Source organism: Candidatus Woesearchaeota archaeon B3_Woes (assembly GCA_005222965.1).
GTDB lineage: Archaea > Nanobdellota > Nanobdellia > Woesearchaeales > B3-WOES > B3-WOES.
Genome location: NJBG01000001.1, coordinates 423,694 through 445,001 on the forward strand (window position 1 = coordinate 423,694; position 21,308 = coordinate 445,001).

Sequence of the window (21,308 nt, forward strand, 5' to 3'; positions counted from 1 at the left end):
TACGATGAAAGCAATTATTTTAGCAGCTGGGAAATCAACAAGATTGTTACCTTTAACTAAAGATATACCCCAATGTTTATTAAAAGTTTACAACAAAACTATTTTAGAAGAACAGATCGAATCTCTAAAAAGCTCAGGTATTAATGATATAGTTGTGATTATTGGTTATCTTTCAGAGAAAGTAGAAGAATTTTGTAAAAAAAAGGGTATTAAAACTTTATTTAATCCTTTTTTTGAAGTTTCTGGAATGGCTATGTCATTGTGGGTAGCAAAAGAAGAGTTGAAAAAAGGTTTTATATTTCTTTATTCGGATGTTTTATTTGATGCAAAAATAATACAAGATTTATTAACAGATAAAACTGATATTTGTTTAGCTATAAAAAAGAACGGTTTAAGAGAAGAAGCAGAAAAAGTTATTGAAAAACAAGGTATAATTAAAAGAATAACTAAATCCAAGTTAGACAAAGAAAATGGGGAATTTATCGGAATTGCAAAATTCTCACCTAATGGAACTACTAAATTAATAAAAGAATTAAATAATTTAGCAAAGAAGGATCTTAATATTTCATTTATATCTGCACTTGACAATCTCATAAACAAAGGAGAGGAAATCAATGCTTGTGATATAAAAGATGCAAAATTTATAGATATCGATTTTCCAGAAGATTTAGAAAAAGCAAAAAAATTATTTGAATAAAATTTAGATAACTCTTTTAACTATTTTTTTTACCTCTTTTATTGTTAATAAATTGAACAAGAATACAAGAACTATATAGATTAATCCCACTATTCCAAAAATAATAATTATTTCAAGATAAACATTCAAAACAAGAGCATATTTAAGATAAGATATTAGTGATATAAAAATTAATCCTATAAATAAACTCTTAGTCCAATATTTAAAAGGGATATGTATTTTTACTAGTTTTTTTAAGTTTGATATGCTTAATCCCATCATTAACAAATAACCAAAGAAAGTTGTAATTGCTGCTCCCATCATGCCATACAATGGGATTAGAATAAAATTTAATATTAAGTTGAATATTGCTCCAATTAATATTATTCTTGCGTTAAGTTTGGGTTTACCAATACCTGAAATAGCGCTAAAATTAATTCTAGTAATTGTCATCAATATAACGCCTAAAGAGAGTATTCTTAAGACATTGCTTGCTTGTATGTATGTATTTCCAAAAAGAATGTTAAGAATTGTCTCTGGAAAAGAAAACATTGTTAATGCTATTGGAAATATTGTAATAAACGAATATTTGTAAAGGGTGTTTATACCTTCTATCAATTGTTTTTTATGGCCTTTTGTCCACAATTCTGAAGACAATGGGAAAAGTACAGTCATCAAGGCTATACTAAAATATCCCAAAACATTTGCCGTTGGCAAAGCTGCATTATACAATCCAACTTGATCTAATCCAGAAAAATAAGTTAGCATTAAAGTGTCTGTGTGGTTGAGTATCATTATACCAACAACCATAAGCATTAAAGGAGCACCAAATAATACGAGCTTTTTCATTAAATTTTTATCAAAAGAGTACTTTAATTTTGAAAACAAGGGGAATGTTTTTTTAAAAAAGAAAAAATAAAAGAAAGGAAGCAAGATTAATGGTGCGAATAAATAAGCTATAGTAGGTACTAAAATATTTTTTCCAAATAAGATGAAACCACCAGATGCAATAATGAATATAAGGAAAGTTCTCAAAAAATCTACAAAAGCAAAATATTTCATCTTTTGGAATCCTTGAAAAATATAAACCAAAAGAGACAAAAAAGAACGGAAAAAGAATATAAAAGCAAAAAGTTTGATTATCAAAGATGCTTGAAGATTGTGAAAATAATTAAGTGCTAAAAAATCTGAAGATGCAAATAATATAATTACTATTATGGTAGAAATAACAAGTTGTATGATACTTACATTAATTATTGAATTTTTTATTAAGTTGAATTTTTTATTGGTTTTAAATTCAGGAATAAATTTTACTAAAGCTTGGCCAGTTCCAAGATTATTAAAAATAATAGAAAAAATTGATAAAGAATATATTGCATAAAACATACCATATTCTGTTTGTGTTAAATTTCTAGCCAAAAGCAATCTAAGGAGATACCCAAAAAAAGCAGAAAGAACACTTATTATAAATACATATCCTGCACCATGTATCGCCTTCTTTGTATAGTTAGTCATTTTATATTATTTAGTAACCATCATTGATGTATATAAAATTATCTTTTGTAAACAATTTTTGATATTTCTTTATCTTTTAAGTCCCGTGTGTATTAATAAAAAAAAAGAAAGAGTAATTCAGAAACTTTTTAAAGAGGGTTCTTTTCAAAATTATTATGAAAATAGCGTTGTTGCCTACAACTTTTTTAAATGAATCTTCAGAATCATCACATATTACGTTGATTTTATTAGCAAGAGAACTAAAGAAAAAAGGGCACGATGTTTGTATAATCAGTGAAGGAGTAAAAAACTTCCCAGAATATGAAATATTTCAAGGAATTAAAATTTATAGGGGACCGACATTTAGCATTCGTCCAGATGGTTCTGAAGTACGTTTTCTGAATGCTTTAAATAGAATAATATCTCCAATCATGGCTATTAAGAAGTTAAGTAAAAGGGGGATAGAGTTTGATATAATTCATAATTTTAGTGCTGCAAGATTTCTAGCTTTGAAGTCCCTCTTTGCTAAAAGGATTATTAAAAATAAAGATGCAAAAATCATACATACTCTTAAAAGTTATTCTCGTTTTAAATTAGGTAATAAATTTACTAGATTGTTAAATTCATCAGATTTAATCACGGTTCCCACTAAAAGATTTGCAAAAGACATTCTTAAAAAAGGGACAACAAAAACCAAAGTAAAAGTAATAAATTCATATATTGATTCTGAAAAATTTAAATCGATTGATAAAAAAATAGCAAAGAAAAAAATAAACATAAAAGAAGATTTTATTCTTTATTATGGTGGATTATTAGAAAACAAAGGTCCTAAAATATTAATCGAAGCTATGAAAAAAGTATTTGAAGAAAATGATAATTTAAAACTTGTTATGATCATAAGACATAAAAAACATAAAATTTTTGAAGAATATAAAAAATTGATGAAATCTCTTAACATTGAGAAAAAAGTTTTATTTATAAAAGGAGAATTACATAATGTAGAGTATTATATTAATTCTGCAGAGATTGTTGTTTTGCCTTATATAAATCTAATAGCTACTGAAGGGAACCCTTCTTGTATTTTAGAAACAATAGCTTGTAAAACCCCCCTCATCACAACAGATTTACCAGAATTAAGAGAGATTGTTGATTATAAAAAAGATGTTTTAATGGCTAAGCCAAATAATGTTGAAGATTTATCAAAAGAAATTAATAAATTATTAAAAGATAAAAAACTTCAAAAAAGATTATCAGAAAATGCCTATAAAAAATCAAAAGAATTTGATTTTAAAAAAATAACAATGAAATTTATAAAATTATATGAAGGTTTGCTTAATGGCAGTTGAACATCCATGGTGGAAGAAAGCAATGTGTTATGTTTTTTGTGAATGGTTTACTAAACCATTATTTGGTAAAAGATTATGTGTTTGCGCTTATGATGTTCTTCATATCAAAAAAAAAGTTAAAAGAAGTTTGAATGGAAAAGACGGTGGATTTAAATTTTTACGAGCTCCAAAATTAATCGTTCTTATTGGACTAGATGGGTCAGGCAAAAGTACACATGCCAAAAATATTATTAAATTTTTAAATAAGAATAATTTTAAAACAAAATATTTACATTTGCCAAGTGTTGTTCCATTAAATATAATTGTGAAGGAGAGGGAATCTCATAAATCAAATAATAAAAATAATTCTAAAAAATCATTATTAATTTCATTTTTAAGGCAAATTGCATTTGTAATTGGTATTTATTATATAATATTTTTTAAAATAATTCCTAACATTTTATTAGGAAGAATTATTGTATCAGATAGATGGTTTTATGATGAATTGGTACATTTAAAATATATCAATATGTGTACTTTTCCACGATTATATAAATTCTTAATTCCACATCCCAGTTTATTAATATCCTTATCTATTAATCCAAAAACAGCTATGAAAAGAAAACCCGATGAAGAAGAAAAATATTATATCAAAAAGAATGATTTGTATAATTCACTTTTAAAAAATTTGAAATATGAAAATATATTATCAAATGAAGTAAATGCTACTAAAAAAAATATTGAAAAAAGATTAAAAGAAAAATTAAAGTATACTCTTTGTTAAATTTAACTATTTCTTAATAATTAAACTTTTCCAAGAGCAAAAGATGCTAGGAAATAATTTGTAAGCATTGCACCAATTTGAAAAACGCACAAATATAAAAACAAATTTATTTGATAACTCTATAGCCTTATTTTTTCCTTTATAAAAAACAAATGGGAATGTTATGATATAAATAATTTGTTTTAAAAAGAAAATAAAATTTAAATTTTTATCAATCTTAATATCAACATCATCTGCTCCAAGATTACTAAATATATTTTTTGTTTCTTTAATATTGATATATCTTATAAAATTATTATTAATAAAAAAAAATTTGAAATAATTTAATAATGTCATACATTCTTCATCAATTAGAATAATGCCTCCTTTTTTCGTAACACGAAAAATTTCTGATATCACTTTTTTTCTATGATTATTATCAATAATATGTTGTAATGTACGCATAATTATTACAATATCAAAAAAATTACTTTGATAAGGGAGTTTTGTTATATATCCAACTTTAAATTGCGCTTTGACTTTTTTGCTTGCATAATTGATTCTACTTTTGGAAATATCTATTCCGTACAATTTATTTGAATAATTTTCGCAAAATTTAAGAGAGTCTCCCATACCACACCCAACATCAAGAATTTTTGGATTATTTTTTTTATATTGGTTAACTATATGTTTAATAAGTTTTTTTTTATATGTCAAAATAATTTTTTGCATAATAGTTTTATTATTATTAAAGTTTTTTTTAATTTTCCATTTTGACATTTAATATACCTCTTTACTTCAAAAAATTTATTTAAATTAAATTATGTAAATAAGTGTTCTTAACAAAACAAATAATCTATCATTATATTACTTTTAAAATTATTACACTCTGTGTTTGATATGAAGATTCAAATCTAGTTGAATTTTGAAGATTTTTGAATAAATTATCAAAAGAGGTTTTTGTTTTATTCTCACCATATTGTCTTCCTAAATGTTTGTAAGACAACCCAGATATAACGATGTATTGGTATTTGTTTGTTTTTAAAAAATTATAAACTTGTGTTAAGTTTTTATCTAAAATGTTTTTTCTAAAGTCAATAACATTACTACACCATTCACAACTATATTTGTCAAACCCAATTATTGGTTTATCTGTTGTAGAATATGTAAAAACTTTCGTATCTATAGGTAAAGTTGTAAGCCAAATATACCCTTGTAGTTCTTCGTTTGATGTCCAAAAAACGCCAGGTGGCCACACAGCATTGTGGTTTTGGTTATATTTTTGATAACCTGCTGTTGAAATCACACCTATTAAAATTATAAATAGTACTAACAAATAAGGTATTTTAAATTTTTTCGTCAGTTTGAATAGAGACCAAAGACCTAATGAAGAGAGTAAAGCTACTGGAACTGCCAATAATAACCAAAATCTAAATGCAAATAAACCTATTGGAAGGTTAAAAGTCATAGAATTTGTTCCAAGAAAAGTAAAAACAAACCATAATAAAGTGATAGTAATCCAAATTCTATCTTTTTTCAATAAATTTTTATATTTTAATAAAGAATATACAATTCCTATTAATAACAAGAAGGTTATAAACACCCCCCACCCAAGATGGATATTAATACCTCCAAAAGGTTTTGTGATAAAAAAGTCATTAAATGTATAAGACCTAGTGGCTGTTCCCATTGTAGGTGAAAAAGCAGATTGTATTTTTGAAAAGAAAGTTGTAGAAGTTGTTATATCTATATCGCTTATTCTTATTTGTGACAAAAACATTGATTTCCATTTTCCTATCCACCAAATAAAAGAAAGCAAAAGCCCTCCTATTTCTGCGATTAAAATTTCTTTTAATAAGTTTTTTTCAATAATCGCCTTTACTAACCAATATACACCAAACATTATACCAATCTTTATAGATTGGGATGGGTGAATCAATAATATAGAAGATATAACAACCATTGAAGGATAAATCCATTTTTTATCTCGTTTTATCATTTCTAAACAATATATTGCTGGAAAAAACAACATAATTGATAAAGAAAGTGCCCAAATAAAATGTGTAAAATAAGATGGTAACGCAGCCAATATAAAGGTTGAAAATAAAGCTTTATTTTTATCTCCAGTAAATATTTTAGCAAAGAAATAGAAAAATAAGATCCCTAAGGAAATTATTAACCCATTAAAGAATTTTAAAGTCCAGTTTAATGAAGGAGCGGTTTGATGTAATATCCCCATTAATAAATCATATCCTGGTGGATATGGGTCAATATATTGAAAATCAAAATTTTGTGGTTCGTATACTGTTTTTTCTAATGATATATATTTAACGCTTAATGCATGATCCCAGGGATCATCATTTTCAAGATAAGGGTATTGGAAAGCTCCCCCCACGTACATTCGAAGGCAAAAAAAGAAGATAATTAAAACGAAAAGTATGTTTAAATTTGATTTTGTTAGTTTAAATTTGGTTTTTGGTTTTTTGAATTCTTTTAATTTTATTTTTTTAAATAGAATGAATAAAGGATATATCAAACTTAACACAAAGAATATTTTCCAATCAAGTGGAATTCTCAAGAGATTGAGAAAAACACCCAGAAAAACAAAAGCTCCAATACCAATACCAATTCTTATTAAATTTCTCTCAAAAAAATTGTTTGAATTTTTTAAAAAATAAGTTATAGTAAATCCTAACCCATATGTGTATACAAAAAATAATAGTACTGTTATTACGCTCATTTGGATCTTCTTATAGTCGTAAAAATTCGAAACCTATTTAAATAGTTTATGGTTTTTAGAGTGTTATGAAGATTGCTATTAGCATCCCTGCATATAATGAGGAAAAAACAATTGGTAATGTAATTGAAGATATAAAAAAAATTATGAGTCATACTAAATATGAATATAAAATTCTTGTTGTTGATGATGGTTCTAAAGACAATACTGTTAAAATTGCAAAAGAAAAAGGTGCAATTACTTATTCTCATCATAAAAATCTTGGTTTAGCAGAAACTTTCAAGACAGAAATAGAAAGATGCTTAGAATTAGGTGTAGATATTATTGTTCACACTGACGCAGATGGACAATATCCTGCTAAAGAAATACCTAAACTGATTACAAACGTTGAAGAAGGTTATGATTTGGTCTTAGGAGCAAGATTTGGAAAAGGAAAATATAATGGCTCTTTTATGAAAAAAATAGGTAATGTTGCTTTCGCTAGGGTTTTTTCTAAATTACTAAGAACAAAGATTACAGATACTACAACAGGATTTAGAGCGTTTACATCAGAAGTTGCTCAACTTCCCTTAATAAATGATTTCACATATACACAAGAACAATTAATTAGAGCTGGAAAAGCTAAGATGAAAATTAAAGAAGTTCCAATAAAAGCCAATAAAACAAGATCAAGTAGGTTATTTAAAAATTCATTAGACTATGCACTGAAAGCTTGGGTAAATATATTTAGAATTTATAGGGATTTTGAGCCTTTGCGATTTTTTGTGAGAATAGGATTAATGTTTGTCTTTGTTGGCTTCTTGCTTGGTTCATTTATCTTATATAGAATTCTCACTATAGGTAGTGCAGGAGGAATTCCAAGAGTAATTCTAAGTATGTTGTTAATATTGGTAGGGATACAAATTGTACTATTTGGGTTTTTAGCAGATATGATGAATAGATTAAAATAAATTAATAAAAAAGTTAAAAGCATAATGGATAGAACAATCAAAAAATATTATGATAAATTTAAGAAGTTTGAAAAACATTTTATTTATTTTCTCTATATTTTTCTTTTTGTAATTTTAGTAATATATTCTATAAAATACTTTTCAATACTATCTGAAAATATAAAGAAAATAGGGTTTTTGATTATCTTTGTTATATTTCTAATTCAAATATTGATAGTATATTTTTGTGATGTTCGTATTTATTATTTGCTGAAACCTTTAAATAAAAAGAAAATAAGGGTTATTGATTTATTTCTTGTATTCAATATATCCAACCTGTTTAAATATGTACCACCTAAAGGGATTAATTACTATATGAGAATCAAATTGTTAAATAAAATAAAGAATCTTCAAGGAAAAATAACTTCAACTTTTGGTGAATTTGTTTCAGAAATTTATATTTCTTCAATTTGTACATTAATCTTAATATATAATATTTTAGAAACTTCTCTCTTCTTGAAATTGAGTATTTTATTGTTTATAGTTCTAGCTACTTATTTCATGTTATTCCCATATTACATTAATAAAATTTTGAATTTATTAAAACTGAAACTAAAAAAAATAAGAAAGTTAATATTTCATTTCACTAAGCTAGTAAGATATAAAGAATACTATTATTCTTTATTTTTAACATTAATAACTGCGATATTGCATGGTTTTTCTTTATATATGATATCAAGTTCTATTGGTTTATCTCAATTCTCAATCTTTGAGATGACCATTGTTTTTTATTCTGCACAATTTTTATCTATTTTATTAATGGCTCCTGCAGGTATTGGTGTAAGAGATATAGGCATAACTAGTTTTTTGGTATTCAACGGAGTAGATATTGGAAATGCCATTTTCATATCGCTTCTTCATAGAGCAATAATGTTCATATCTGAGTTGGTTATAGGTTTGGTTAGTATAATTTGGTTAAAATCAAAAGATTCCTTTTCTTTTAAAAATGTTTGATTAAAAAAACAAGAATTTATATATGTTTATTCTGTTTCTTAAATTTATGAAAATTTTAATAATACACCCCCCTTGGCCAGGTCCAGGATTTGGTCTTAGGAGCCAGAATAGGTGGCCTAGGAAAAGAGGCGATAAAACTAACAGATATCCTATTTATCTTTGTTATACTGCTACATTACTTAAGAATAAAGGGCATAATGTAAAATATATAGATAGTGTTTATCAAAATCTCAACTATAAATCGACTTTAATCGAGATCATCAAATTTAAACCAGATGTGTTATTTTTTGAGACATCTACTCCTACCTTTGATTATGATTGCTCTTTTGTTGATATGGTTAAAAAAAGAATTCCTAATTTAAAAATAGTAGTCGCTGGTACACATGTTACTTTTGACCCTATTGGATCTATCAAAAAAAGTAAGATTGATGTTGTAATTAAAGGGGAACAAGATTTCACAACATTAAATGTTATGAATGCTTTTAAAAATTCCAAATCATTAAAAAATATCAAAGGCATTTGTTATAAGTATAAGAATAAGATTATTAATAATCCTCAAGCACCATTAATAAAAGATCTTGATAGTTTGCCTTTTCCAGATAGAGATCTTATACCGCATCAATGGTACATCGAAGGGCATGTTAAGTACACTCCTTTTACATTTGTTATGGGTTCTAGAGGGTGTCCTAACAAATGTACTTTTTGTTTGTGGCCTCACGTTTATTACAACCACACAGTTAGATTTAGATCCCCTGTCAATATATGTGACGAGCTTGAATGGCTCATAAAAAAATATGGGATTAAAGAAGTTTTTTTTGATGATTCTACATTTAATGTAAACGAAAAGAGGGCTATAGATATTTCAAAAGAAATTATTAAGAGGGATATAAAAATAGTTTGGTCATGTAGTGCCAGAGTCGATAAAGTTAGTAAAGAGATGTTATATTGGATGAAAAAAAGCGGATGCAAATTAATTTGTTATGGGGGCGAGTCTGCAAATCCTGAAACTTTAAAGAAAACAGATAAAAAAATTACTCTAGAACAAATAAGAAAGGCAATTAAACTTACAAAGGAATCTAAAATCATAGCTCATGCTAATTTTATGATTGGTTTTCCTTGGGAAACAAAAAAAGATATGGAAAAAACAATTGAGTTTGGGATTAAAACAGACCCAGATACAATCCAATTTTCACTTGTTTTCCCTCATCCAGGTTCAAAAATGTATAAAGAAGCTGTGGAAAAAGAGTGGTTTTATGAAGAAGTATTTGATCATATGGATATGTTTGATATGACAAAAGGGCCTATACTAAAAACAAAAATACCTAAAAAAGAGTTAATGAAAATAGTAAATAAATCTCATGCAAAATTTTTTTTAAGACCCAATTATATATTAAAAAACATATATAAAATAAGAGATAAAAAAGAATTATTTAGAGTTCTTAAAGGGGCAAAGAGCGTTATAAAAGGCAAGATTTTATTTAATATATTTAAAAAGAATAAACTAAATTAACTTCTTTGTTTTATACCAATCTACCATTTTTCTTATGCCTTCCTCTGGTTTTATTCTAGGATGATAATTCAAATCCTTTTTAGCACTAGAAATATCATATTTATTAGATCTTAAAAAGAAAGCTAATTTTTTTCTGTTGATAAATGGTTCTTTTTTAAGAAAAAAGAATAATATTTCGTTTATTATTGCCATTGTCTTTACAATAAAAACAGGCATATTGATTCTTGGCATTTTCTTCCCAACATTTTTTGAAAGCATGCTTAAAAATTGTTTTTTGTTTATTGGTTCTGGACCAGCAAGATTATATTCACCATTAAATGATTTTTTATTATTTATTGAGTTTATTATTCCTTGTACACAATCTTTTACATAAACTGGTTGCATAAATGTTTTACCTAGTCCAATATTAAAAAATAATTTCTTTTTCATTAATTTGCATATTGGCAAAAAGGAAATATCTCTTTCGCCATATATTCTTGATGGGCGAACTATTGTTAAAGGCACTTTATATTTATTTGTTAATGATTTTATAGCAAGTTCTCCTTTATATTTTGTTACGCCATATATTGTCGTCTGTTTTCTGCATGGGGCGTTTTCAGAAATTGGTTTATTTTCGTCTTCTATTTCCCCATAAACTGTAACACTACTACAATGGATAAATTGTTTTAATTTTTTATTATTTTCATATGATTTTCTAAACACATTTTCAGTTCCTTTGACGTTTATATCGTAATAGAGGCTGTCTGGTACATTTACTGGGTGGATAAGGCTTGCGAGATGTATTACAATTTCTATGTTTTTTGTCGCTTTTTTTAAGGAATCTAAGTTAGTTACGTCTCCATGTAAAATTTCTATGTTTAAATTTTTTAAATATTTGATGTTGCTTGTTTTTCTTACTAAAACTTTAACAGTATGGCCTTTTTTAACAAGTTCTTCTATGAGAAAACCACCCATAAAACCTGTTGCACCAGTAACAAATATTTTCATTTTATATTTGATAACCCCCCTATAGTTTCAACCATTCTATTCCATGAAAATCTTTCTTTTTCTTTTTTTATATTTTGTTTAAATGGTTTTTCTTTTTCTTCCTTATAATATTTTACTATTTTATTTGCTAATTCAATTGAATTTTTTGGTGGAACTACAAATCCAGTCTTGTTGTTTTTTACTATTTCTGGTAATCCGCCCACGTTTGTTGTAATCACTGGTTTTCCAAAACCAAAAGCAATTTGAATTATACCACTATTTGTTGCAGAAAGATATGGTAAAACAACGAGATCTGACGCAGAATAATAATAACCAACCTCATTATCTGGAATATATTTATCTACTACACGGATGTTCTTTTTTGCTCCTGTTTTTTTGATTCTTTCAATATATATTTTTTTATCTTTCCAAAACTCTCCCACAATCAGAAGTGTCAAGTCTACTTCCTTCAAAATATGAGGCATTGCATCAATTAAGTACATCAAACCCTTGTAGTCTCTTACATAACCAAAGAAAAGTATTATTTTTCCAGATATCTTTATTTTTTTTTGAGCTTCTCTCTTACTTATCTCTTTAAATTTAAATTGAACGTCATACGAGGGATGTACTGTACTGATAATTGATTTTGAATTTAAAGAGGGTAATAATTTTTGCAAATTTTGTTTTTCCTTATCTGCATGAACTACAAAAAAATTACCGTCTTTTAAAGCAAATTTTGATAAAATTTTATCAATTGTTGATTTTTCATGAGGAAGCACATTGTGACAAAGATAGATTATTTTAGAGTTTAGTTTCTTTTTAATATTCCATGTTAAGAATTTGTTTAAAAAAGTGAAATAAGGTGTCCACCAATAAAATAAAATAAAATCAGGATTATATTCCTTTATTTTTTTAAAAGTAAAAAGCCAACTAAAAGGATTTAATGAATCTAAAAGTTCAATAATTTCAAAATTAGTTCTATTTTCAGCAGAAAGGTCTTTTTGGGATTTTCCTGGGTATATTAGTTTAGGATATAATCTTTTGAAAGATATGCATTTTAAATCGTGCTTTTTTGAAACAAAATTGCACAACCAGTTATTATAATGAGCAATTCCTCCTTTAAAAGGATATGCAGGACCTACTACACATATTTTCATTTATTGTTTCCTCACGAAGTTTATTATAGTTATAACGAACATATCCTTTTTAAATATTTGTAATTGGGTTTTAAAGGTCATGTTCTTTATTCTCATTTAAAGGAAGGATTTATAAATTATAATAGATACCATAATTAAAATGATTTTTCAAGCAAAAACTATGTTTTCAGTATTAAAAGCATATTTTTTTAAAAAAGATAGCCCATGTATAGCAAATTGGATTATAACGAGTCAATGTAATTGTAAATGTCCTTTCTGTGAATTAGGGATAGAAAATAAATACAACCCTAAAGAAGAACTTTCTACCAAAAGATGTTTTGAAATAATTAAAGAAATGAAAAAAATGGGTATAAAAGTAGTAACTATAAGTGGGGGAGAATCATTTTTAAGAAAAGATATATATTTAATATTAGAAGAACTTAATAAAAACGGTATAAAAATAGGAATAGTAACTAACGGCCTTTTATTAAATTCTCTTACGCAAGAAAAAATAAATTTATTGAAAAAATATTTAGATACCTTGGTTATCTCACTAGATTCTCCTTTAGCTAAAGAACATAATAAGTTTAGAAGAACTCCTAGATTATTTGAACTAATTATGAAAGGGATAGACAAATTACATGACAATGGTTTTTGGAACATAACTTTTGAATCAATAATAATGGGGGAGAACTATAAAAGAATCCCAGAGTTAATAAAATTAACAAAAGAGAAAAAAATCAGGAGAATAATGTTCAGACCTATTAATATAATAAGTAATTTTCCTCAGTTATCTCCTCTAAATAATAAAAATGAATTTGCAAACTATAATGTTGAAGATATTATAAAATACATTAATTTTGGGATTAAAGAAGCTAAAAAACTTAAAGTTAACACAGATCTTATGTTTAACAAAAAATGGATTATAGAATATTTTAAAAATTTAAAAGCAAAAAAAGGTTTTTTTCATGATAAGGTAATGTCAAATTATTTTTGCTTTATTCCTTTCTTATATGTAATCATTAATTACAATGGGGATCTTCTTCCTTGTCTATTATTAGAAGGGAAAGGCAATGTAAGAAACAAAAGTTTGATAGAGGAAAGAAAAAAAGCAAATAATATTAGAAAACATTTAGCAAAAAGGAAATTCTATGGTGTTTGTAACTGTTGTTTTGATCAAGCCAACAACAACGTAAGATTTTCGAGTTTGTGTAGTCCAATAAGAAACTATAAAGCCTTGCCTGCTTTGATGTATGATATAAAATCGGTAGTTAAGAGGTATACTCTAAAATAAAAATCACATTTTATTAATATTTATAAATAAACTTATATATCAAATAAAGTGGGTGGAGTTAGAATGAAGCCAAAGTTAAAAGATTATTTATCTGCTGGTATAGCTGCTTTAAAGGTTAAGTTTAATATAAAAGTTCCCTTAAGGGTTACTTACATCGTAACTAATAGTTGCAACCTTAGATGTAAGTATTGTTATGCTGATTCTTTTAGTAAAAAGAGTGATATGAACACTTGTCAAGTTAAAAATATGATGAAAGAATTTAAAGATCTCGGTACCAAAATATGGAAATTTGGAGGGGGTGAACCACTTATTAGAAATGATATAGAAGATCTTATTGAATATGGAAGAAAATTGGGTTTCATTATTAGCATAGATACTAATGGAACTTTAACTTCTAAAAAAATTCATATACTTAAAAAAGTAGATAATGTTCAGATAAGTATTGATGGTCCTAAGAAGATACATGACGCGATAAGAGGGGAGGGGGTTTTTAACAAATGTATTGAATCAATCAATATTCTAAATAAGATTGGGATTAAACCTATGATAAATTGTGTGATATCTGACAAAAACATTGATTACATAGAAGAGATGGTGCTGTTGGCAAAAAAACATAACGCATATATAAATTTTCAGACAGTAGTTCCTGTAACAAATAGGTCTAAAGAAATGATTTCTAAAAAACTTATAGAAAAAGACGTTTTTAATAAAATTATAGCTTTAAAGAAAAAATATGATTTTATTGCTGTTTCAGATGCAAGTTTGAAGAGATTTCGTGATTACTATTCCGGAAAAATTAAAAAATTTCAAAAGAAATGTCTTGCTGGGAAAATTTATTGTATTGTTTCTCCATCCGGAGAGGTTTCAAGATGTATAAGTGAATTAGGCACAAAGAAAATTTCAGGATTAGAAAAAGGATTTGGTAAGGCTTTTAAGAATTTAAGTAAAGATTATGGTTGTGATTGTACTTTTTGTAATTATTATGATTTATCTAATTTATATTCACTAAATCTTAAAAGAATTATAAGGGCCTACAATAATTTAAGAAAGGGTAGGTGGATATACAACTAAAAAATGAATTATATTGTTTTTGGTGGAACCGGTTTCATTGGAAAGAATTTAGTTAAAGAACTATTGAAAGAAAAAGGGAAAATAACTTGTTTTGTAAGAAAGAGTAGTGATATTTCAGAATTAGAAAAGTTAAAAGTAAATTTGTTTTACGGAAATATAAATGATACTAATTCTATTAAAAAGTCTTTAAAAAATCAAGATGTAGTTTTTTATTTAATAGGTGCTGGTTCAATTTCTGCAACTTCAAAAAAATCTTATAAAGTATATTATAAAACTAATGTTAAAGGCACGAAGAATTTTATTGAAGCATGCAAACGAGTTAAAAGTTTAAAAAGAATCATTTATTTTGGTAGTATTTCTTCTATGGGTGTATTTAAAGGAAAAATTTTAGATGAGAATTCAGAATGCAGACCACCTGCTCCTTATCAAAAAACAAAACTTATTGGAGAGAATTTAATAAGAGAATTTGGAGAAAACAGTAAAATAATTGTTTCTGTTATTAGACCTTCTATGGTTTATGGTCCTGGTTCAATAGAAGGAGGAAATAAAGATATTTTTAGAATTGCTAAGTTTGCTAATAAATGCTTTTTTCCTTTGTTCAACAATGGTAAAAATTATGTACCCGCAATCCATGTAAAAGATGTTGTTAATGCTACAATTCTCGCTTCAAAGAAAGGGAAAAAAGGAGCCATATACCTAGTTAACAATGAAGAGAAAGTTACCATGAAAGACTTAGTAAAAATAGTTTCATCAGAACTCAAAAAGAAAGTTATTTTTCTAAGAATCCCCTTTGTAATAGTTATGATTATGGCTACTTTTTTTGAATTAATTTCTAAAATATTTAATTTTACAATACCCTTAACAAGATATAGATTAAGATCTATGACAACCAGTAGATTATTTGACATAAGTAGTACAAAAAAAGATCTTGGATTTCGGCAAACCATCCCACTTAAAACAGGAATTAAAGAAACAGTTAGATGGTACAAAGAACAAGGTTTTTTATAAAGTATTAATATTTTATGTAATAATAAAGAACTTTAATTAGTTCTATTGGATTCATGATAGTATCTAAAAATGATTGACCTACCAAAGGACAATAACAATGTTTTTCTGAAACCCATTTTCTAATTTCTTTTGCGTTTTTTGAATACCACAATTTTTTAAAATTATAACCATAATCTCTAACGTTGCCCATGCTTTTCTTAAACGCTTGTACATTACATATCCATAAATCTCCCCAGGGGTTTAAATGTGCATTAGATATTCCTGCATAGCATGTAGACATTCTTTTTCTGTTGATCATAGTTTTTGCTGCCCTTTTATAATAAACCAATCTCAAAGCTTGTGTAATCTTACTTAATTTTCTCTTGTTTTTCATATCCTTGATTATTTCATTACAAATATTTTTTACGACTTTATCATACTCGCTACCAGATGGAGTAACTTTCAAATTATTTGTTACTTTTAAAAAACGTTTATCAGTCACGCTATCTTTCTTTTTTAAATCAACATTAAATAATTCCGCTCTTGTGTCTGCAATTTCATGTAAGAAATTATCTAATTTAAGATTTTTTTTAACGTAATCATTAATTTTAGGCAAGTCCTTTATATTATTCAAACTAATTGTTGTTCCTGCATCAAGATATAAATTTTTATAATTATTTCTTAAGTCTACTAAATAATCATGTGTTTTTAGTAATTTCTTAAAATTGCCAAGTACCCCTCTTATTTCATCATGTTTACGTCCAATTCCATCTAGAGATAGTTTAACTGTTAGATGAACTTGAGGTGGGATTTTTTTTAGAATCTCTTCTGTTATTTCTTTAATAGATCTTGGATCCAAACAATTTGTTGGAAAATGAATAACTTCTGGGTGAATGTATTTACATGCTAAATGACAGATATCAGGTAAATCTTTTCTTAATGTGGGTTCTCCTCCACAAATATTAAGAAGAAATATATCATCCATGTCTTGAAAAACTTTTTCTATTTCATTTAGTGTTAATTCTTCTTTTCTTTTTTTGGGATTTTTCTTATAAAGTTGCCAGATATTACAAGTACTGCATCTAGATTGGCACATATTTGTAACACTAAAGTTAAGTAAGATAGGAAGAGGGGGTTTTACAAGACCATATGAAGCTAATTTATACATTATTAATTTTGGAATAATTTTAGACCCATATTTAAGTATCATTGTTTCAAACCCTTATATTTTTCATTATTTCGTAATATTTTGATGTTACTTTATCCCAGCCAAAGGTTGAATTTTTCTTTATAGCATTTTTTGATAATTTATCTTGAAGATTTTTATCTTTTATTAATTTTATGATATTTTCACTTAACAATTTAACATCACCTCCTTGAGAGAATATTGCTTCTTGTCCATCTTTTATAAATTCTCTAATTCCCCCAACAGGAGAAATAATAGTGGGTTTGCCAAATGCTAAAGCAACAAGCAATGGACCACTTATTGTTTGTTCAGTATTATGATAAGGTAAAACGCATATATCTGCAACATCAAAAAATTTGTAAACTTCTTGGTTTGGTATGAATTTTGGGAAAAATTTAACAAAGTTTTCTAATCCATTTAGTTCTTTTTCATAAACTTCCATATTCTGCCATAGTTCCCCTGCTATTATCAACCTTATGTTTTTATCTTCCTTTATCACTTCGTGCATCGATTTTAGAAGATATTTTAAACCTTTGTATTCACGAATATAACCAAAAAACAAAATTATTTTTTCATTTTCGTTTAAATTAAATTCTTTCTTTAATTCTTTTTTATTTTTCTTTCTCCATTTTGTAAAAAAATCAAATGTTCCGTGAGGAACAACATGGATTTTGTTGGGGTTTTTTCTATATTCCTTTATCAATCTAAGTTTATTTTGCTCTGCATGAACAATAAAATGATCTACTAAGGAAAAAACTTTTTTTGTGAAAATTCTATCAAATATTGTTGACTCATGAGGTTCAATATTGTGGCAAGTTAGTATAACTTTTTTTTTTCTAAACACACTATTTAGTTTCAAAATTGTATATTGTAATGGGGCTAATAAAGGAGACACCCAATGCAAAAACATTATGTCTGCTTTTTTCATGATATTATATGTTTTTATCCATGTAAATGGATTGTACCATTTGATAAAATTGGTATATTTAGTTTCAAAATGTAACCCATTACCACTTTTAGAAGGTAGTTTTCCTTTATAAAGAAAGGGAGGATACAGTTTATCGAAACCAACAATATTCAAATTAACTTTATTTTTTAATTGGTTAGCTAACAATACACAGTATTGAACTATTCCTCCTTGAAAAGGGGGATTATGAGTTAACATACATACTTTTATTTTATTTTTGTCCATCTTCGTTATATTGCATATTAATAAATTTAAATAAATAAATTTAGCATTAATTTTAAGTAAAATAAAATTTTAGTTATATGAAATTCAATAAAACTTCGCCCCACAACCTTTACTTTTATTAATTTTAAGTACTAAGTTTAAATATATAAAACTATCTTTTTGCAAAATATGCTTTCCTTTATTTGGTTTTTAAAAACACAAATTATTTAAAACTAAATAATATTCAAAAACAATGGCTAAAATCGGTATTATTGGGGGGAGTGGGTTAGATAACCCAGACATTTTAGAAGATGCAAAAGATATTGAAGTAAATACGTCTTATGGTAAACCAAGTTCTAGTTTAAAGGTTGGTAAAATAAATGGGGTTGATATTGTATTATTGTCGAGACATGGGAGAGAACACACCATCCCTCCGTCTCAAGTAAATTTTAGAGCAAATATTCAAGCATTAAAAGAACAAGGATGTACTCATATATTATCAACAACAGCCTGTGGTTCATTAAAAAAAGATATTGAAAGAGGAGATCTTATTATACTTGATCAGTTTATTGATTTCACAAAGCATAGATTCGCAACTTTCTACGAAAAATTTGAACAAAATAACCCCCAACATATACAAATGGCAGACCCTTTTTCATCGAAACTTAGAGAAAAACTTATTAAAACTTGCAAGGAATTGGGATTAAAACATCATGAAAAAGGAACTGTAATAACTATTGAAGGTCCAAGATTTTCCACTAAAGCGGAGAGTAAGATGTTTCATATGTGGGGTGCAGATATAATAAATATGTCGATTGCACCAGAAGCGATTTTAGCAAAAGAGGCAGGCGTTCCTTATGCTTCTGTTGCTATGAGTACAGACTATGATTGCTTATTTGATGATGTTCCTTCTGTAACATGGGAAGAAGTATTAAAAGTTTTTAAGGAAAACGCACACAAAGTTACAAATTTACTTATTGCAACGATACCGAAGGTGAAATAAATGCCACATATCGTTAAATCAAAAATAAGAACAGTTCCACATTGGCCTAAAAAAGGGGTTATGTTTAGAGATATAACTACATTACTTAAAGATAGCGAAGGGTTTAATCGTATGGTTAATCTTCTTGTTGAAAGATATAAAGATATTGAAATTGAATCAGTTATAGGAATTGAATCAAGAGGATTTATTGTTGGTAGTGTTTTAGCTCATAAATTAAATGTAGGTTTTATTCCAATTAGAAAACCAAATAAATTGCCAGCAGAAACTATTTCAGAAGAATATGAATTAGAATATGGAAAAGATAAAATTGAGATTCATAAAGATGCAATTTCTCAAGGAAATAAAGTTTTACTTGTAGATGATTTGATTGCTACAGGAGGAACAGCATTAGCTGCATGTAACTTAATTAAAAAACTTGGTGGAGAAATAGTTGAATGTTGTTTTATTATTGATTTACCAGATTTGGGTGGCAAGGAAAAATTAGAAAAAGATGGAAATAAGGTGTTTTCTTTAGTTGAATTTGAAGGCGAATAAATAACTTTTATTATCTTCCTACACTTATATAGTTAAATCCCAGATCTGACATTTCTTTAGGATCGTAAATATTCCTACCATCTATAATGTTGGGTTCTTTTAATGAATCCTTTATTTTTTCTTTATCAAGGGATCTAAACTCGTCCCATTCTGTTACTACAACTAAACAAGAACTGCCTTTTAATGCTTCATAAGGTGTTTTAAAATAATTTACTTTATTTAGAATTTTTTTTGTTTTTTCTTGAGCTTCTGGATCAAAAACGTTTATTAGAGCACCTTCTTTTTGTAATTGATCTATAACAACTAATGATGGTGCGCCTCTTATATCATCTGTTTTGGGTTTAAAGGATAAACCCCATATTGTTATTGTTTTGTCTTTTAAATTAGGTGTTAATTTTTTGATTTTTGATAACAATGATTTTTTTTGTTCGCAATTCACTTTGTCTACGGCTTCTAATATGCTAGTTTCACATTTATTTTGTTTTAATGTTTGTATTAAAGCTTGTACATCTTTAGGAAAACAACTACCTCCATATCCGACTCCTGCTTGTAAAAATCTAGGGCCAATTCTTGAATCTAAGCCCATACCCTGAGCAACTTTCTTAATATCTGCTCCAATTTTTTCTGATAAATGGGATAACTCATTCATAAAAGAGATTCTCGTTGCCAACATAGCATTTGAACCATATTTTATTAGTTCCGCACTTTTGATATCTGTATAGAATATGGGTTTTCCTGTTCTCGCCACAGGTTCATAGATTTTACCCATTATACTTTTTGCTTTATCTGAATCAGAGCCTATTACAATTCGATCTGGAACCATAAAATCTTTTATTGAAGTTCCTTCTTTAAGAAATTCGGGATTAGATACAACATCAAATTCAATTTGTTCTTTTTGATTTTTTTTTATAATATTCTTTACTAACTCTCCTGTTCCAACAGGAACTGTACTTTTATTAACTATAACTTTATAATCATTCATATATTTTCCAATATCTTTAGCAACAGATGTAACAAAAATTAGATCAGCTTCATTATTTTTCCCAGTGGGGGTTCCAACAGCCACAAAAATTACTTCAGAGGTTTTTATAGCATGTCGAGAGTCTGTTGTAAAAAAGATCCTCTTTTCATTAAGATTCCTATCAATAATTTCTTTTAAACCGGGTTCATATATTGGAATTTTTCCTTTTTTAAGATTTTCAACTTTGTTTACATCTACATCTACGCAAATTACATCATTTCCTAGATCAGCTAAACAGGATCCAACAACTAACCCCACATATCCTGCCCCAAATACAGAGATTTTCATAATAAATAACAATAAAGAGCTATTTAAATAATTAATGAATTAAATAATCAAAATCATAACCTTTTTAAACCGATTAATAATCATTCTGTTTGGACGGTCATAGCAGCCGGGTTCCACATGGTCTCATTTCGAACCCATAAGTTAAACCGGCTTACGTTCTTAGAAGTACTGCATTACGCGGGAACCTAAGAAAGCTGTCCATC

Annotated in this window: 20 protein-coding genes and 1 rRNA gene; 13 read left to right on the plus strand and 8 right to left on the minus strand. The window is 26.9% G+C overall.

Features of this window, described 5'->3' with window-relative positions; translation table 11 throughout:
• The first annotated feature begins 4 nt into the window (after positions 1-4).
• Entirely contained in the window at positions 5-697 is a 693-nt protein-coding gene (locus tag CEE44_02275) for a hypothetical protein (GenBank protein ID TKJ17338.1), read from the plus strand.
• Between the two features lie 3 nt (positions 698-700).
• Here the strand turns inward: CEE44_02275 and CEE44_02280 are convergent, their stop codons facing one another.
• Entirely contained in the window at positions 701-2,191 is a 1,491-nt protein-coding gene (locus CEE44_02280; protein ID TKJ17339.1) for a hypothetical protein, read from the minus strand.
• A gap of 155 nt (positions 2,192-2,346) precedes the next feature.
• On the opposite strand from CEE44_02280, the gene CEE44_02285 reads away from it, so the two are divergent.
• Both CEE44_02285 and CEE44_02290 read left to right on the plus strand, forming a co-directional pair.
• Positions 2,347-3,516, plus strand: a complete 1,170-nt coding sequence (locus CEE44_02285) for a hypothetical protein (GenBank protein ID TKJ17340.1) — start codon at positions 2,347-2,349, stop codon at positions 3,514-3,516.
• Positions 3,491-4,279: a hypothetical protein gene (locus CEE44_02290; protein ID TKJ17341.1), complete on the plus strand. Its 789-nt coding sequence runs from the start codon at positions 3,491-3,493 to the stop codon at positions 4,277-4,279. The genes CEE44_02285 and CEE44_02290 overlap by 26 nt, the downstream gene beginning before the upstream one ends.
• Before the next feature lie 6 nt (positions 4,280-4,285).
• Here the strand turns inward: CEE44_02290 and CEE44_02295 are convergent, their stop codons facing one another.
• Together CEE44_02295 and CEE44_02300 are read right to left on the minus strand one after the other, a co-directional pair.
• The gene (locus CEE44_02295) at positions 4,286-5,038 is read right to left on the minus strand and encodes a hypothetical protein (protein TKJ17342.1); all 753 of its coding nucleotides are present in this window, start codon (positions 5,036-5,038) and stop codon (positions 4,286-4,288) included.
• 82 nt (positions 5,039-5,120) lie between these two features.
• On the minus strand, positions 5,121-6,659 hold the full coding sequence (locus tag CEE44_02300) for a hypothetical protein (GenBank protein TKJ17343.1): 1,539 nt from the start codon (positions 6,657-6,659) through the stop codon (positions 5,121-5,123).
• Between the two features lie 37 nt (positions 6,660-6,696).
• Between CEE44_02300 and CEE44_02305 the strand changes: the two genes are divergently transcribed.
• The 4 genes from CEE44_02305 to CEE44_02320 all read left to right on the plus strand — a co-directional run bounded on the left by CEE44_02305 (position 6,697) and on the right by CEE44_02320 (position 10,448).
• A complete protein-coding gene (locus CEE44_02305) occupies positions 6,697-6,936 on the plus strand; it encodes a hypothetical protein (protein TKJ17344.1) in 240 nt (79 codons plus the stop codon).
• Between the two features lie 127 nt (positions 6,937-7,063).
• Positions 7,064-7,945 (plus strand): glycosyl transferase family 2, encoded by an 882-nt coding sequence (locus CEE44_02310; protein TKJ17345.1) that lies wholly within the window; start codon positions 7,064-7,066, stop codon positions 7,943-7,945.
• A gap of 24 nt (positions 7,946-7,969) precedes the next feature.
• Positions 7,970-8,938 carry a hypothetical protein gene (locus CEE44_02315; GenBank protein ID TKJ17346.1) on the plus strand — a complete coding sequence of 323 codons (969 nt, stop codon included), beginning with the start codon at positions 7,970-7,972 and terminating at the stop codon, positions 8,936-8,938.
• Between the two features lie 22 nt (positions 8,939-8,960).
• Positions 8,961-10,448 carry a hypothetical protein gene (locus CEE44_02320; GenBank protein ID TKJ17347.1) on the plus strand — a complete coding sequence of 496 codons (1,488 nt, stop codon included), beginning with the start codon at positions 8,961-8,963 and terminating at the stop codon, positions 10,446-10,448.
• On the opposite strand, the gene CEE44_02325 is transcribed toward CEE44_02320, so the two are convergent.
• Positions 10,440-11,435: a hypothetical protein gene (locus CEE44_02325; protein ID TKJ17348.1), complete on the minus strand. Its 996-nt coding sequence runs from the start codon at positions 11,433-11,435 to the stop codon at positions 10,440-10,442. The genes CEE44_02320 and CEE44_02325 overlap by 9 nt on opposite strands.
• The gene (locus tag CEE44_02330; GenBank protein TKJ17349.1) at positions 11,432-12,571 is read right to left on the minus strand and encodes a glycosyl transferase family 1; all 1,140 of its coding nucleotides are present in this window, start codon (positions 12,569-12,571) and stop codon (positions 11,432-11,434) included. Before CEE44_02330 ends, CEE44_02325 begins: the two co-directional genes overlap by 4 nt.
• 139 nt (positions 12,572-12,710) lie before the next feature.
• Between CEE44_02330 and CEE44_02335 the strand changes: the two genes are divergently transcribed.
• The 3 genes from CEE44_02335 to CEE44_02345 are packed head-to-tail and all read left to right on the plus strand — an operon-like array spanning position 12,711 to position 15,923.
• Positions 12,711-13,844 carry a hypothetical protein gene (locus CEE44_02335; GenBank protein TKJ17350.1) on the plus strand — a complete coding sequence of 378 codons (1,134 nt, stop codon included), beginning with the start codon at positions 12,711-12,713 and terminating at the stop codon, positions 13,842-13,844.
• A 48-nt stretch (positions 13,845-13,892) separates the two neighbouring features.
• Positions 13,893-14,915, plus strand: coding sequence for a hypothetical protein (locus tag CEE44_02340; GenBank protein TKJ17351.1), 1,023 nt, complete (start codon positions 13,893-13,895; stop codon positions 14,913-14,915).
• A gap of 3 nt (positions 14,916-14,918) precedes the next feature.
• Positions 14,919-15,923 (plus strand): hypothetical protein, encoded by a 1,005-nt coding sequence (locus CEE44_02345; protein ID TKJ17352.1) that lies wholly within the window; start codon positions 14,919-14,921, stop codon positions 15,921-15,923.
• Positions 15,924-15,927: 4 nt separating this feature from the next.
• Here CEE44_02345 and CEE44_02350 read toward each other — a convergent pair whose 3' ends face one another.
• Both CEE44_02350 and CEE44_02355 read right to left on the minus strand, forming a co-directional pair.
• Positions 15,928-17,112: a radical SAM protein gene (locus tag CEE44_02350; protein ID TKJ17353.1), complete on the minus strand. Its 1,185-nt coding sequence runs from the start codon at positions 17,110-17,112 to the stop codon at positions 15,928-15,930.
• A gap of 4 nt (positions 17,113-17,116) precedes the next feature.
• A complete protein-coding gene (locus tag CEE44_02355; protein ID TKJ17354.1) occupies positions 17,117-18,280 on the minus strand; it encodes a hypothetical protein in 1,164 nt (387 codons plus the stop codon).
• 232 nt (positions 18,281-18,512) lie between these two features.
• On the opposite strand from CEE44_02355, the gene mtnP reads away from it, so the two are divergent.
• Entirely contained in the window at positions 18,513-19,262 is a 750-nt protein-coding gene (gene mtnP / locus CEE44_02360; GenBank protein TKJ17355.1) for an S-methyl-5'-thioadenosine phosphorylase, read from the plus strand.
• A complete protein-coding gene (locus tag CEE44_02365) occupies positions 19,263-19,796 on the plus strand; it encodes an adenine phosphoribosyltransferase (protein ID TKJ17356.1) in 534 nt (177 codons plus the stop codon). It begins immediately after the preceding gene.
• Positions 19,797-19,806: 10 nt separating this feature from the next.
• Here CEE44_02365 and CEE44_02370 read toward each other — a convergent pair whose 3' ends face one another.
• On the minus strand, positions 19,807-21,105 hold the full coding sequence (locus CEE44_02370; GenBank protein TKJ17357.1) for a UDP-glucose 6-dehydrogenase: 1,299 nt from the start codon (positions 21,103-21,105) through the stop codon (positions 19,807-19,809).
• Positions 21,106-21,194: 89 nt separating this feature from the next.
• On the opposite strand from CEE44_02370, the gene rrf reads away from it, so the two are divergent.
• Positions 21,195-21,308 (plus strand): 5S ribosomal RNA (rrf, locus tag CEE44_02375).